The 14,267-nt window shown below is 40.4% G+C and carries 13 protein-coding genes and 1 riboswitch; of the genes, 9 read left to right on the forward strand and 4 right to left on the reverse strand.

The genetic code is table 11. The features are described 5' to 3' along the window. Nucleotides 1-2: 2 nt before the first annotated feature. Nucleotides 3-1,034 carry a right-handed parallel beta-helix repeat-containing protein gene (locus tag BUE31_RS03080; protein WP_073400133.1) on the reverse strand — a complete coding sequence of 344 codons (1,032 nt, stop codon included), beginning with the start codon at nt 1,032-1,034 and terminating at the stop codon, nt 3-5. Nucleotides 1,035-1,166: 132 nt separating this feature from the next. Between BUE31_RS03080 and BUE31_RS03085 the strand changes: the two genes are divergently transcribed. Next, nucleotides 1,167-2,423 (forward strand): hypothetical protein, encoded by a 1,257-nt coding sequence (locus BUE31_RS03085; RefSeq protein ID WP_073400135.1) that lies wholly within the window; start codon nt 1,167-1,169, stop codon nt 2,421-2,423. A gap of 241 nt (nt 2,424-2,664) precedes the next feature. Continuing rightward, entirely contained in the window at nt 2,665-3,660 is a 996-nt protein-coding gene (locus BUE31_RS03090; RefSeq protein WP_073400137.1) for a hypothetical protein, read from the forward strand. A gap of 162 nt (nt 3,661-3,822) precedes the next feature. Here the strand turns inward: BUE31_RS03090 and BUE31_RS03095 are convergent, their stop codons facing one another. Beyond that, nucleotides 3,823-4,737: a c-type cytochrome gene (locus BUE31_RS03095; protein ID WP_073400139.1), complete on the reverse strand. Its 915-nt coding sequence runs from the start codon at nt 4,735-4,737 to the stop codon at nt 3,823-3,825. Between the two features lie 117 nt (nt 4,738-4,854). On the opposite strand from BUE31_RS03095, the gene BUE31_RS03100 reads away from it, so the two are divergent. The 7 genes from BUE31_RS03100 to rplT all read left to right on the forward strand — a co-directional run bounded on the left by BUE31_RS03100 (nt 4,855) and on the right by rplT (nt 11,496). Beyond that, nucleotides 4,855-6,174 carry an MFS transporter gene (locus tag BUE31_RS03100; protein ID WP_073400141.1) on the forward strand — a complete coding sequence of 440 codons (1,320 nt, stop codon included), beginning with the start codon at nt 4,855-4,857 and terminating at the stop codon, nt 6,172-6,174. Nucleotides 6,175-6,184: 10 nt separating this feature from the next. Then, nucleotides 6,185-6,913 carry a (Fe-S)-binding protein gene (locus BUE31_RS03105; RefSeq protein ID WP_073400143.1) on the forward strand — a complete coding sequence of 243 codons (729 nt, stop codon included), beginning with the start codon at nt 6,185-6,187 and terminating at the stop codon, nt 6,911-6,913. A 151-nt stretch (nt 6,914-7,064) separates the two neighbouring features. After that, on the forward strand, nt 7,065-8,162 hold the full coding sequence (locus BUE31_RS03110) for an MAC/perforin domain-containing protein (protein ID WP_073400145.1): 1,098 nt from the start codon (nt 7,065-7,067) through the stop codon (nt 8,160-8,162). Between the two features lie 110 nt (nt 8,163-8,272). After that, the gene (thrS, locus tag BUE31_RS03115) at nt 8,273-10,198 is read left to right on the forward strand and encodes a threonine--tRNA ligase (protein ID WP_073400147.1); all 1,926 of its coding nucleotides are present in this window, start codon (nt 8,273-8,275) and stop codon (nt 10,196-10,198) included. A gap of 1 nt (nt 10,199) precedes the next feature. Continuing rightward, the gene (gene infC / locus BUE31_RS03120; RefSeq protein ID WP_073400149.1) at nt 10,200-10,766 is read left to right on the forward strand and encodes a translation initiation factor IF-3; all 567 of its coding nucleotides are present in this window, start codon (nt 10,200-10,202) and stop codon (nt 10,764-10,766) included. 111 nt (nt 10,767-10,877) lie between these two features. Beyond that, nucleotides 10,878-11,078, forward strand: coding sequence for a 50S ribosomal protein L35 (rpmI, locus tag BUE31_RS03125; RefSeq protein ID WP_073400151.1), 201 nt, complete (start codon nt 10,878-10,880; stop codon nt 11,076-11,078). 73 nt (nt 11,079-11,151) lie between these two features. After that, nucleotides 11,152-11,496 (forward strand): 50S ribosomal protein L20, encoded by a 345-nt coding sequence (gene rplT, locus BUE31_RS03130; RefSeq protein ID WP_073400153.1) that lies wholly within the window; start codon nt 11,152-11,154, stop codon nt 11,494-11,496. 215 nt (nt 11,497-11,711) lie between these two features. On the opposite strand, the gene BUE31_RS03135 is transcribed toward rplT, so the two are convergent. Beyond that, on the reverse strand, nt 11,712-12,422 hold the full coding sequence (locus tag BUE31_RS03135; RefSeq protein ID WP_073400155.1) for an SRPBCC family protein: 711 nt from the start codon (nt 12,420-12,422) through the stop codon (nt 11,712-11,714). A 213-nt stretch (nt 12,423-12,635) separates the two neighbouring features. Continuing rightward, nucleotides 12,636-13,880 (reverse strand): serine hydrolase, encoded by a 1,245-nt coding sequence (locus BUE31_RS03140; RefSeq protein ID WP_073400157.1) that lies wholly within the window; start codon nt 13,878-13,880, stop codon nt 12,636-12,638. Between the two features lie 99 nt (nt 13,881-13,979). Next, nucleotides 13,980-14,182, forward strand: a riboswitch (cobalamin riboswitch). Nucleotides 14,183-14,267: the final 85 nt, after the last annotated feature.

The raw sequence follows: 14,267 nt of genomic DNA on the forward strand, positions 1-14,267 counted from the left end.
CATTAGTTTTTTTCTTTTTTAAAGATCCCTGCGTGCAGATCATTTCCAGCTGATCCGGGGGCGAGGTTCAGGTAATTATGCGGTTGTGATCTTTCGGTTTTTATTTCAACCAGGATCACTTTACCCGTTTTGCGAATATTGTTTTCTGTGAGGTTGCTTTTTGACGCCGGGATAAGGTCGTTAGCGATGTATCCCATATAATTACCGTTTTCGGTGATGAGTGAATTGCTGAAAGTATAAACTGGCTGTGTGTTATCTGGCCTAACCCAAAAGAAATTGCACTGGGTAACTATGTTATTTTTAAACACAAAAGGCGCATTTGAGTCTCCAAACCATATAGCTGATTCATAAGCGCCATAAATAATAGAATTCGCAATGGAGAGACCTTTTATCCCTTTGATCAACACCATAGCATTGCGGCAGTTGTAAAATATACAATGGTCAACATGGATCCCGGCGCCATGTGTCCAGAGTCCGCTTTGCAGGCGGTTTGAATTCTTTTCACCAATAAAATAGCATTGGGAAACCTCTAATTCGTTTAAATTTTCATTTTCGCGGGTAATAGGGTAATAATAAGGGACATCCGGGTGGGCATTGCCAACAAATTTTAGCCCTTTAAAACTCGCATTGTTTTTAGCTACCAAAAAACTCACACAATGTGTAAATTGGAAATTTGAATTGTTTGGTGAAACTGATTGGATTACCGGCATTTTTTCAGGCTGCCAATCGATATCATCGGGCATATGAATAGCTTCAATGGTAAATTTTGATGCATCGTTTCCCTGTTTTGCGGTTTTTATAGCCATTTCGTGTGCAACTACATATAAACCTGGCTCCAGCTTAATGGTAACCGGTTCATTGCCGCTGAAGGTGTTGGCTATAGCAACAGCCTTTTCAATACTTAATAATGGATCAGTTTGAGTCCCTTTTGCAACGTCTTTGCCTTTTAAAGCGTCAACGTACAGGGTTTGGGCATTAAGGCGCATGCTTGCTGCCAACAGGATGATTATGGATAAAAATTTTAGTTTGTTCATTTCTTTAGTTTTAAATTGCCGTAATTAATCATATGTGATTTTTGCTTTGTTATGTAAACTTACAAGTGGCAATTATTTATACCAATTCATTTAAAGTTCAAGTTTTTTCAAGTTTTATCATTTTGATTTTCAATGACTTCTGATATTCAAAAACTCATTGCAATTATTGAGCAACAGCTTGACTGGGGAGATTCGTCTGCCTGGCAAAGCCGGGATTTTGAAGTTCTGAGCCAGCTGATCTATGACAAAACCAAAGTTTCGTTAAGCGAGAGCACGCTCAGAAGAATATGGGGGAGGGTTGAATATAAACACCTGCCAAGTACTACCACATTAGATACCCTTGCGCAATTTGCCGGTTTTGAAAACTGGCGTACATTTATTAAGCAAAACACCGATAAAGCACCTGGGATTGCAACAAACATGCCTCAGGTTAAACAGACTGAAAAAAACGGCATTAACGTAACGTATATCATATTGATCATTATCCTGGTAGCGACAGGAGCGGTATCTTTTTTTATTATTAAAAGGGCCGATACGGGTATTAATAATGCAGATTATAAGTTCAGCAGTCAGCGGCTTACCAATGCTATCCCTAATTCTGTAATATTTAATTACGATGCTGTAAATGCTCCAATTGATTCTGTTTATGTTCAGCAATCATGGGATCCGCATACAAAAACGCTGGTGGATAAGAAAATGCACCAGCACACCTCTGTATATTACGAACCCGGCTTTTACCAGGCAAAATTACTTGTCGGAAAAAAAGTTGTAAAAGAGCATAAGCTGATGATCCCAACCGAAGGCTGGCTGGGCCTTATTGAGGATAAACCTGTGCCGGTTTATCTTAATCCACAGGATTTTATACAGAAAGACATGCTTAACCTGCCGGTTGCTGTAATACAGCAAAAAAACATGAGCATGCAGCCTAAACCAACCTATGTAAAATATTATAACGTTGGCAATTTTACACCTGTACCGGTAAATAATTTTAGCTACAGCGCCGAAATAAAGAATGGATATAAAGATGGTGAAGCCGCTTGCCAGTTTGCTGCTGTAGCGCTTATTACCGATAGCGGGCCTATCATTATTCCCCTTTCTATAAAAGGTTGTGTATCCGAGCTTACCTTGTTTAGCGTTGATTGGATCATATCGGGCAAAACGGCAAATTTTTCCGGCTTTGGGGTTGATCTTTCCAATTGGGTTAGGGTTTCCTGTAAAAGCACGGCTAAAACCATCAGGTACTATGTAAATGATAAACAGGTATTTGAATTTCAGTTGCCGGCCAACAATGTAAAAATTGTGGGGGTCTGGTTTGGTTTCCAGGGAACCGGGGCGGTTAGGAATATTGAGCTAAAGGGACAGGATAAGATGGTGTTTAAGGCGTTTTGAAGAGCTCTACAGTTTTAACCACGGAGTTCACGGAGCGGAGCACGGAGATTATAGTATTTTGGAATGATATATGAAGGTAGATTAAATGTGAGGACATAAATTAAAAAACTCCGCTTTCTCCGTGCATTCTTTGTGATCTCTGCGGTTATCTTCAGTTAGCGGTCAAAAATTCTAGCACAATCTATTTCCCCCAAAAACGTTCTATAACAATTCCCCTAAATAAAACCTTCAAATCATACCTATGAGAAAGGGAACGCTTACTTTATTCATTCTTGCTTTTTTATTCCTGAGCAGTTGCAGTAAAAAGGAAAATGGCACGCTGGTTACCACGGGCAGTAAAACGCCAACAAACGGCTCCGGCAGCACCTGTAATGCAAAGGTTGCCGATGTTGAAAATATGGCTATTTTTCCTGCTGACAACTCATGGAACCAGGATATTTCCGCCGCCGCAGTTGATCCTTACAGCAGCCAGATAATAACAGGGATAAGCACATCAAGCCTGAAATCCGATTTTGGGAGTGGTTTATATGATGGTGTACCTATCGGCATCCCTTTTGACGTTGTTTGCGGGAGCCAACCGAAAGTTAATATAATTTTTCGGGCGAATTCCTACGATGGCGATTATGGCAGTGAAAGTGATCCCGGGCCTTATCCAATCCCTTCAAATGCCAATATTGAGGGCAACGGTCAGGGCGATTCGCACGTGCTCGTGGTTGACAAGGATAACAGTATGCTTTATGAATTGTACAATGCCAGCTTCGCCAATGGTAAATGGGGCGCATCAAGCGGGGCTATCTATGATTTGAAATCAGACAAACTGCGGCCCGCAGGCTGGACATCTGCCGATGCCGCAGGCCTCCCAATTTTCCCGGGACTGGTGCGATATGACGAAGTATTAAAAGGCACAATTGACCATGCAATCCGCTTTACGCTGCAATCGCAAAATGTAAAACCAGGATATATTGCCCCAGCACGGCATAGCGTGAACAGTAAGGGCGGGCAATATTCGCTGCCCTTTGGCGCTAAGATCAGGCTTAAGGCCAGCTTTAATATCACCGGTTACCCACCGCATTTACAAGTGGTATTAAAAGCGATGAAAAAATACGGATTGATCCTGGCGGATATCGGCAGCAATATGTATTTCAGCGGTGCGCCTGATGATAGATGGAATAATGATGAGCTGCAAAAATTCAGCGGGGTAAAGGCTTCTGATTTTGAGGTGGTGAAATTTAATTGAGGTGGAATTATAATCTTCAAATTTAAGATAGTAGAGACGCGATGCTTCGCGTCTAACTGCGGCCAGGTTGCCAACATGTTTCACAAAACCAAGATCATGCTGCTAATTATGATGTTTACCTTAATGGTTTAAGACGCGATGCATCGCGTCTCTACAATATTATTACAAATGCTTCACCACATGATACTTGGCAGGCACCGTAATTAAATAAGCATAAATCGCATCAACTTCCTTATCGCTTAAATATTCAAATTTTTCCATTGGCGGTTTCAGTTTCCTGGTTGGGCTTTGGCCATCTTTAACGGCTTTGCGAAAATCTTCTCTTGTATAACTACCTATTCCGCTATTTTTATCTGGGGTGATGTTTGATGCAGCAATTTCCATACCCTGTGCGCCTTTAAATGTTGCGCCGCCTGCAAGGTATCCTTTTGTTTTCTCGGGGGTTATGGAGTTTAAGGCTTTTAGGCTTTTGGAATGACAGTGATAACATCCCACATTATCAACCAAATATTTTCCCAACGCTACCGGGTCATTTCCCGATGGCCTTTTAATCCCGTTTTTATAGGGAGCCGGATCTCCTTTAAAACCCAGGTAGGCTTTACCAATCAGGCTATAATGTGTTAGGCCAACAGTAGTGTCAGCAGCGCTAACTGCCTGATCATCTGAACGGAGGTAAACTATAATATCATTTATGTCCTCATCTGCCATATTTGGGCGCAGCATGTAGGCCATAAAGCGGCCATCTTTTGAGATCCCTGTTTTAAGTAAATATTTTAGCTGCGCATCTGAATATTTGGGGGCAATTCCGTTTGTTTTTGAATGCGTAAGATTTGCTGAATATACTTTACCCGCGATGCCTGGCACATCATGAATAGGGTTGCCGATAAACTTTTTAACACCCCGGTTATAATGACAGCCTGCGCAAATGCTGAATACCAGGTTTTTCCCATGCTCAAAATTTGCAGTAGATGCAACTGCTTTATAATCACTTTTAGTGGTTTCAAAATGCGTTTTACAGCTGATGATAACTATAATAGCAAGTATTAAACTTGTTACTGTGAGGCCTTTGTATTTCATAGCAGTAGGGATATACTTATTACTACATAATTGCGGTTACAATGTTTTCGGGAGGATTGGATTTGGCAAATTTTAAATTTGCCAAATCTTTATAATTTTCCATACTTTTAGCACACCATGGAACCTAAAAACAATAAGAAAACCATCCGGGCCTGGGCCTTTTTTGATTGGGCCAATTCAGCTTATAACCTGGTTATTACCTCAACTATTTTCCCGGCCTATTATGTGGCTATAACTGCAGACCCTAAAAATGGTGACATGGTTACCTTTTTTGGTCACAGGTTTATAAATACGGCCTTATCTAATTATGCATTGGCGGTTGCCTACCTTATTATGGTTTTGCTGTTGCCCATATTATCCTCTATTGCTGATTACCAGGGGAACAAGAGGATCTTTATGAAGTTCTTTACCTGGCTGGGGGCCATTTCCTGCTGTGCTTTGTTCATTTTTACTAAGGATAACCTGGAGTTTGGCATCATTTGTTTCGCGCTTGCTGCAATAGGCTATAGTGGCGGTTTTGTGTTCTACAACTCATACCTGCCCGAGATTGCCACGCTTGATATGCAGGATAATGTAAGCGCTAAAGGTTTTACCTACGGGTACGTTGGCAGCGTTATTTTACAGATCATCTGTTTGGTTTTTGTACTGTCGCCCAAAACATTTCATTTAACCTCAAGCGGTGCCGCACAACTGTCATTTTTACTGGTTGGTTTATGGTGGATAGGTTTTGCCTATATCCCTTTCAGCGTATTGCCAAAAGGCAGTCCTAATGCTGAGCCTCGCCATAACAATATTATAAAAGGCGGCTTTATTGAACTGGGGCAGGTGTGGAACAAAGTAAAAGCAATGCCACTGCTGAAACGATTTTTACCTGCTTTTTTCTTTTACTCTATGGGTGTACAAACCATTATGCTAGTGGCAGCTGGCTTTGGGGCCAAAGTGCTGCACATGGAAACCAGCGGACTGATAGAAATTATTTTAATTATCCAACTGGTGGCAATAGGCGGGGCTACATTAATGTCGCGGTTATCAGGTATTTATGGTAATGTAAAAGTACTGGCTGGTGTGGTAGTGATATGGATAGGGGCGTGTATTGCCGCTTATTTTACCACTACGGTGACACAATTTTACGGATTGGCTATTGTTGTAGGAATGATTATGGGTGGCATCCAATCGCTTTCGCGGTCTACCTATTCCAAATACCTGCCGCAGGATATCCCGGATACGGCATCATTCTTTAGTTTTTACGACGTTACCGAAAAACTGGCAATAGTAGGCGGGATGGCCAGCTTTGCATTTATTGAGGAATTAACCGGCAGCATGCGCAATTCGGCACTGGCTTTGTGCGTTTTCTTTATAGTAGGATTGGTTTTGTTGTTTTCTTTATTGGCACAGGAGAAGAAATTTAATAAAAATTCTGATTTTAGCGGTTCTTAATTCCGAACAGATGAAGGTTGAGTTATTTATTCCTTGTTTTATCGATCAATTATTTCCCGAAACCGCTTTTAACACCATTAAAGTGCTTGAAAAAGCAGGGTGTGCGGTTACCTATAATCCGGCGCAAACCTGCTGTGGTCAGCCTGCTTTTAATGCGGGTTTTTGGGATGACGCCAAAACGGTTGGCAGCAAATTTTTAAATGATTTTTCTGCAGACAGTGTAATTGTATCGCCATCGGCATCCTGTACCGGTATGGTGAAAAATTATTATAACGATCTTTTTACCAATACAACTTCGCACAATAAGTGCCGGGCTATCCAGGCAAATATCTATGAGCTGTCGGACTTCCTGGTAAACATTCTGCAGTTTGATTATTTCGGCGCCGAACTGGAAGGTCGCGCGGTATATCACGACAGTTGCAGCGGCCTGCGCGAATGTAAAATTAAAGGAGAACCCCGCCAGCTATTATCAAAAGTGCTTGGTCTTGACCTGGTTGACCTTGCGGACGGTGAAACCTGCTGCGGTTTCGGTGGTACTTTCGCGGTTAAATTTGATGCCATATCTACTGCAATGGCCCAGCAAAAGGTTGATCATGCTTTAGCTGCCGAAGCGGAATACATCATATCAACAGATGCCTCATGCCTAATGCACCTGCAAAGCTACATCGACAAAAATAACCTGCCCTTAAAAACCTATCACATAGCTGATGTACTGGCAATGGGGTGGGGGAACGTATAAGATTTCGGAATTCGGATGTTCGATCTCGGATTTTGGCAAGCGCATAAAAGTTGTAAGGATAAAATATCTTGTTTCAGGATTAAACCTTATAGGCAAACTTATATCTTACCCGGTATAATATCACCAATCATTTATTAACCTGGAAAACATTATGAGCTACCATTTACAAACTGAAATGAATATAACAACTAATTACACCTTCATCACCTTTAAAAAACAAACTATATTAGTGAAAAGAACAATATTAATGCTGGGATTACTTGCTGCATTGGGTTCGTGTAAAAAAAGTCCGGAAATCCAAAAAAAGGATGATGGAAAACTTCCTACTGATATTAAACTTACTATTACTAACGGTAATCAGTCAACTGATTTAAACCAACAGGGGGACGCTACCTATAACTTTTTAGGTTATGGATATGATATAACCGATCAATATAACGATGCATCTTCGGTAAGATCCGTAGTTATAAACATTCCATCGCTCGTTAAGAGTAATCCCTATCAATTTGACTTGAGCAGAGCTACTACAGGTTATTGGGAGAATTACAGCGGAGAAACCGCAACGGATTTAGCAGGTAAACTATCACAAAAGTTCGACGAAACAAGCGGTTTAAAAGTGTTTAAAAATACAATAGCAAGTGCATTTCCGGGTGCGGATACTTTCAATGGTAAATATGTGTATGGGTATTACTCAGCCATTTCGGTAAGAATGAGAATGAGAATCGTAGATAATTATAACAATGTGCTAAATAGTTACGTTACGGATGGCTTTTCACAGGATGTAAATACATTAACCACCGCCGACTTAGTAAAAAAATATGGCACGCATATGTTAAGAAGCATAGCAATTGGTTCACGTTTAAATGTGGTTTACCAGGCTGAAGCGCCTAGCACAAACAGAAAAATGATAAGTTCTACAGGTTTAAGGTATGCAATGAAGACAATATTTGGGCTTGCTACCGGTGAATTAGACCCAATGGATTTGGTTGCCTTGAATGCCAATACGTCTGCTAAAGTTTATTTTTATGCAGTTGGCGGAGACCAATCAACGTTAAAGGAAAGTAGTGTTAACAATAGGACATTCATTAACCCCACTGAATGGTTTGGCAGTACAACTGAAGATAAAGCGAGGTTTATTGGTGCGGCAGAAGACGGGCTAATTCCATTATATGATTTAATTACAGATGTTAATAAAAAAGCGGTGGTAAAAGCATACATCATAAAATATATTCAGGACAACCAATTGTAATATCAAGTATAATCCTTAATAAATTTATCTTATTTTTGTGCCTCAAATAAGATCACTTAGTAGGTGATTGAATAAACGTAATTTTATAAACTTTTAAATCATAGTTGTAGATGATTAACATTACACTCCCTGACGGTTCCGTTCGTCAGTATGACAAGGGAACGTCGTCCATGCAGATCGCGCAGTCGATCTCCGAAGGATTAGCCAGAAACGTATTAGCAGCCGAAGTTGACGGCCAGGTTTGGGACGCAAGCCGCCCCATTGAGCAAGACGCGCACGTTAAACTATTAACCTGGAACGATACACAGGCAAAGGCCACTTTCTGGCATTCATCAGCCCACTTGATGGCCGAGGCTTTGGAAGCATTATACCCGGGTACAAAATTTGGGATAGGACCGGCAATTGAAACCGGCTTTTACTATGATGTTGACTTTGGCGACCGCGAATTTTCATCTGACGAGTTTAAGCTGATAGAGGACAAGATCATCGAATTGGCTAAAACCAAAGAAGAATATATCCGTAAGCCTGTTAGCAAAGCGGATGCGATTGAATATTTTACTGAAAAAGGCGATGAGTACAAGCTTGACTTATTAAAGGATCTGCCCGATGGCTCCATTACTTTTTATACACAAGGTAATTTTACTGACCTGTGCCGCGGGCCACACATCCCTAATACAGGTTTTATAAAGGCTGTTAAGCTAATGAGCGTTGCCGGTGCCTACTGGCGTGGCGATGAAAGCCGCAAGCAGCTAACAAGGATCTATGGCGTTACCTTTCCTAAAGCAAGTGAGCTTACTGATTACCTGCATTTGCTGGAGGAAGCAAAAAAACGCGATCACCGCAAGCTGGGTAAAGAAATGGAACTGTTTGCCTTTTCTGAAAAAGTGGGCATGGGTTTACCACTATGGTTACCCAAAGGCGCTGCTTTGCGCGAACGGTTGACTAATTTTTTACAAAAAGCACAGGTAAAGGCGGGTTACGAGCAGGTGATTACCCCGCATATAGGGCATAAAAACCTTTATGTAACATCAGGCCATTATGAAAAATATGGTGCTGATTCATTCCAGCCGATAAAAACACCGCAGGAAGGGGAGGAGTTCTTTTTAAAACCAATGAACTGCCCGCACCATTGCGAGATCTATAAAACAAAACCACGTTCATATAAAGACCTTCCGGTACGTTACGCCGAGTTTGGTACCGTTTACCGTTACGAGCAAAGCGGCGAGCTGCACGGCTTGACCCGTGTTCGCGGATTTACTCAGGATGATGCGCATTTGTTTTGTCGCCCTGACCAGGTAAAAGATGAATTTAAAAAGGTTATTGACCTGGTATTATACGTATTTGGTGCTTTGGGCTTTGAAGATTATACCGCGCAGGTATCACTTCGCGATCCGAATAACAAGGCTAAATACATCGGTACCGATGAGAACTGGGCTTTAGCTGAATCTGCAATTATTGAAGCTGCCGAAGAAAAAGGTTTGCGCACTGTTGTTGAGTTGGGTGAGGCTGCATTTTATGGGCCTAAGCTTGATTTTATGGTTAAGGATGCCCTGGGCAGAAAATGGCAGTTGGGAACTATCCAGGTGGATTATAATTTACCGGAACGTTTTGAGCTTGAATACACAGGCAGTGATAACCAGAAACACCGGCCGGTAATGATCCATAGGGCGCCATTTGGCTCGCTGGAAAGGTTTGTGGCTGTGTTAATTGAGCATTGTGCGGGTAATTTTCCGCTGTGGCTTTCGCCTGAGCAATTTATTATTTTGCCGATCTCTGAAAAATATGAAGATTATGCAAAAAAACTTTCAGAATCGTTAAAAGATTCCGATATTTGCGGGCTTATTGATTTCAGGGATGAGAAGATCGGGCGTAAAATCCGTGATGCCGAAGTCAAAAAAATCCCTTATATGCTGATTGTGGGAGAAAAAGAAACAGCCGAAGGCTTGGTTTCTGTTCGTAAACATGGTCAGGGAGATTTAGGAAGCATGAGCATTGAAGAATTTAAACAACAAATAATTAAAGAAATAACAGTATAACTTGGCATTAAACAAACCTTTCAACAGAGGACCCAGGCTACCATTTAAGAAAAAGGAAGCCGAACACAACATCAATCAATTTATCAGGGCCACTGAGGTCCGTCTTGTAGGCGATAACATCGAACAGGGTATTTATTCCCTTCGCGATGCGCTTGCATTAGCCGAAGAGCAGGAGTTGGATCTTGTTGAAATTTCTCCAAACGCAGTACCTCCCGTTTGTAAAATTACAGACTATAATAAGTTTATTTACGAGCAGAAGAAGAAGCTTAAGGAGATAAAGAGCAATGCCAAGCAAACCGTTATTAAAGAAATAAGGTTTGGGCCAAACACGGATGACCATGACTTTGAGTTTAAATTAAAGCATGCCATTAAGTTTTTGGAAGCCGGCGAAAAGGTAAGGGCTTACGTACACTTTAAAGGCCGTGCAATTGTTTATAAGGAGCAGGGCGAAATTTTGCTTTTGCGCTTTGCACAGGCATTAGAAGAAGTAGGTAAGGTTGAACAATTGCCAAAGCTTGAAGGAAAACGGATGTTTTTAACCGTTACGCCTAAGGCAGCGAAGAAGTAGTGATTAGGGACTGGAGATTAGAGGTTAGGAAAAACAAGCTTTCGCCTTTTACCTTTCAGCTTTCACCTCAAAAAGAGTAATTAATTAATAAATATATATACACAGACGGTTATGCCAAAAATGAAAACCAATTCCAGTGCCAAAAAGCGCTTTAAGCTTACTGGAACAGGTAAAATCACCAGGAAGAACGCCTTTAAAAGCCACATCTTAACAAAGATGTCGACTAAACGTAAACGTAATCTAACTCACACCAGCTTAGTATCTAAGGCGGATATGGGTAACGTAAAACGTATGCTTTGCATAGGTAAGTAATTAACAAATTTTTAACCAGGTATTAGAGTTTTAAAGATCATTAAATTGACACTCACTACCAAAAATCAACAACATGCCACGTTCAGTTAACGCAGTAGCGTCGAGAAGACGCCGGAAAAGAATCATGAACCTTGCAAAAGGTTATTGGGGTTCACGCAGCAAGGTTTATACCGTTGCAAAAAACACAGTAGAAAAAGGTTTACAGTACGCATATCGTGACCGTAAGACCAAGAAAAGAGAATTCAGAGCTTTATGGATCCAGCGTATTAATGCAGGTGCACGTCAGCACGGAATTTCTTACTCACAATTAATGGGTAAATTAACAGCAAGTGAAATTGGTTTAAACCGTAAGGTATTAGCTGATTTAGCAATGAATCACCCTGATGCTTTTAAAGCAGTTATTGATGCAGTAAAATAAACTAAGATCTTTAAGATTTAAAGATTCTTAGGATAAATATTAAAAAACCCGCTTAATGCGGGTTTTTTTTGTGGCGTTATTTTTTGAAACATGATTTCTCACTTATTGTTAATTTTTTTAAGGTGTTCAAGAGGGCTTCGCCGTTTACCTGATTTTAGGATTTTCTGATGCTTTGATCAAGGTAATCTTTGAATCCTTTAATCATGGTTCAAAAACTACAAAGCTATAATAATTCCTTCTGCTTCAGGTATATCCATATACTGTTTAAAGTTCTGTACATCATTATCAACCAGTTTCTTAAATACCGGGTTTAAAACATGTGCCACACTTGCGCCAAACCCGCCTGCAGGCGGCTGGTAGCTTATAACCACATCAATCAAGGTGCCGCCATCTTCTGTATCGCGGAACCGGACCTTACCTGCGTTATCAATAATTGAATTGGGGAGGGAGCTCCAGCCGATCATATAACCCGGATCATCATGGACAATTTCGGCATCCCAGCTTACAGTGGCCACACCGGTGGGCAGCTTTAAAACCCAATATGAACGTGTTTCATTAATTACATTTACACTTTCCAGGTGCTTCATAAACAAAGGAAGGTTATCCAGCTTGCGCCAAAAATTATATACATCGGTTCGTGATCTGTTAACTGTAAAGGAAGACCTGATATTAATATTTACAGGAGAGGTGTTGATTTTACCTGCCTGTGAGTAAAGTTCACAATGGCCGCTGATGCCCCGATTTACCAGGTAGCCGCCAGCGCCAAGCTTTAGAATACTGGTGAAAGGGCTTTTAAATATATTTCTGATGCCTGAAAAGCTCAGTTTTACGCCTGCGGCTATAGAGATATAACGTTCGGGCCAGTTCAAATTTATGTTTGCAGAGCCGTTGTTACCCGGGGTCCGCTGTAATGCTGTATTTGACATATAGTATTGTTTAAATAGGTGTACCTATTCAACAACCTATACAACTGATTAGTTTTATTTATTATGATTTCACTGATTAGCATCGCTGATTGGAGCTGATAATTATGATGAAGCTGATGGGAGGATAGTCAGATTTAGTTTTTAAAACTTCGTAAATCTTTGGAAGATCTAACTTAATCAACGAAATCTAACTTAGTCAACTCAATCAACCGACTAATAGCTAAACTTAAACTTAGATAGATCAGGGATATGTTTTTTAGGTCGATTTAATTCATATTGATGAATAACCTGACCCAGGTTTTTCATAAAGGGAAGACAAACGGTGGCATATTCATACTTGTTATCATTATAGATGCCATCTTCGTTTGATTGTACCACGGCGGTTAAAATAAATTCTACATTGTGCTTAAAATCAACTATGTAGGCATTGTCGATATCATAACCATAAGAATCGCCAACTTTGTTAAAGATCCTGATATCGGGATTTATAGATGCTGTGCTGTCGCCGCCGTAAAAAAGGAATTTACAATAAGCAGGGTAGTAGTCGGGCTGGTTATAAGTAGGCTTTTTACTTTCGCCAGGGAACATGCTCATGTAATGGTAGATGAATTTATATTCTTCCGGTTTTAAATTAAATTGTTGCTCTTTTGGAAAGGAATCAGGGAATAATAATCTCTTTAATACCGATTGCATATCTGCAATGGTATAAACGTTCTTTTCGCTGAAATCAAAGGGCTTCATTACCAGTTTGTCGTTTTTATCAAGGTAGCCCTTTCCCTGTATCATGTTATCCAAATGCATCGGATAATTCTTTGCATCATATTGTGCAGACTGGCGATAGATCAGCTTATCGTCACTATAAAAATCAATGGCATTAGTATGTTTAGCATTTTCGCCGGCGTCATAAATAGCAAGCCGGCCAATAATCCGTGTGTTATTTAAGCCATATTTCTTGAGCTTATTGTTGATTTCTTCGCGACCAACAAATTCATAAAGACGATTATAGGCATAGTTGTCGCTTACCAAAAGAATTTTCTTTATGTAATTTTCAATACTTGGCAGACCATTAATGGACGAGGTGTCCTCCGTCATTTTGGTTTCCCCTTCAAATGAGCTATCGGTTTTCATAACGGATCTCCTGGTTAAGCCGGAGATGTTTAATTCATGCAATTTTTCTAGCGCAAATATAGCGGTAGGTAGTTTAACAGTGCTTGCCGGATAAAAATAGTGGTTGGCATTAAGCTGGTAACTATATGAGGTAAAGTGAGGTACATTGTTTTTATCCCTGTCAATTTGTGTATACAAGATCTGTACCTCATTATGGGTTGGGTGATTCAGGATGCCGCTGAATAGCTCGGGGTGGGACTCCAATAATTTTTTTAGAAAAACAGTATCCGGTTCTTGAGCAAAAGCGTTAACTTTTACCATCAGTAATAAAAAAAGTATAATGTTTTTCATTATTTATATTGCAATCTATTTAGTTTACCAAACTTAATTAACCTGCTTAACCTAATCAACTAAATACACAACTTAGTTGTCGATTATAAATTCTTATCATACTTTTACACCGCTTTAGGTTTTCTTAGGGTAATACCATAAGAAATTAAAAGGGAATACGGTGTAACTCCGTAACTGTCCCGCAGCTGTAAGCTCCATAACCGTTGTTCAATCAATTGGTCACTGTCCATGTAAAATATGGGCGGGAAGACCGGGCAACAGGGGAGTAAGTCAGAAGACCTGCCAGAGCATAAATATTATTCACGGCTTTCGGGGATTGAAGCTTGAATGTGAAACTCTTCTGCTGTGGTTTCTATTTCAAATTTTGTATTCTGTATAGCTATGGGT

The sequence above is a fragment of the Mucilaginibacter sp. OK098 genome (assembly GCF_900142915.1).
In the GTDB taxonomy this organism is placed as follows: Bacteria; Bacteroidota; Bacteroidia; order Sphingobacteriales; family Sphingobacteriaceae; genus Mucilaginibacter.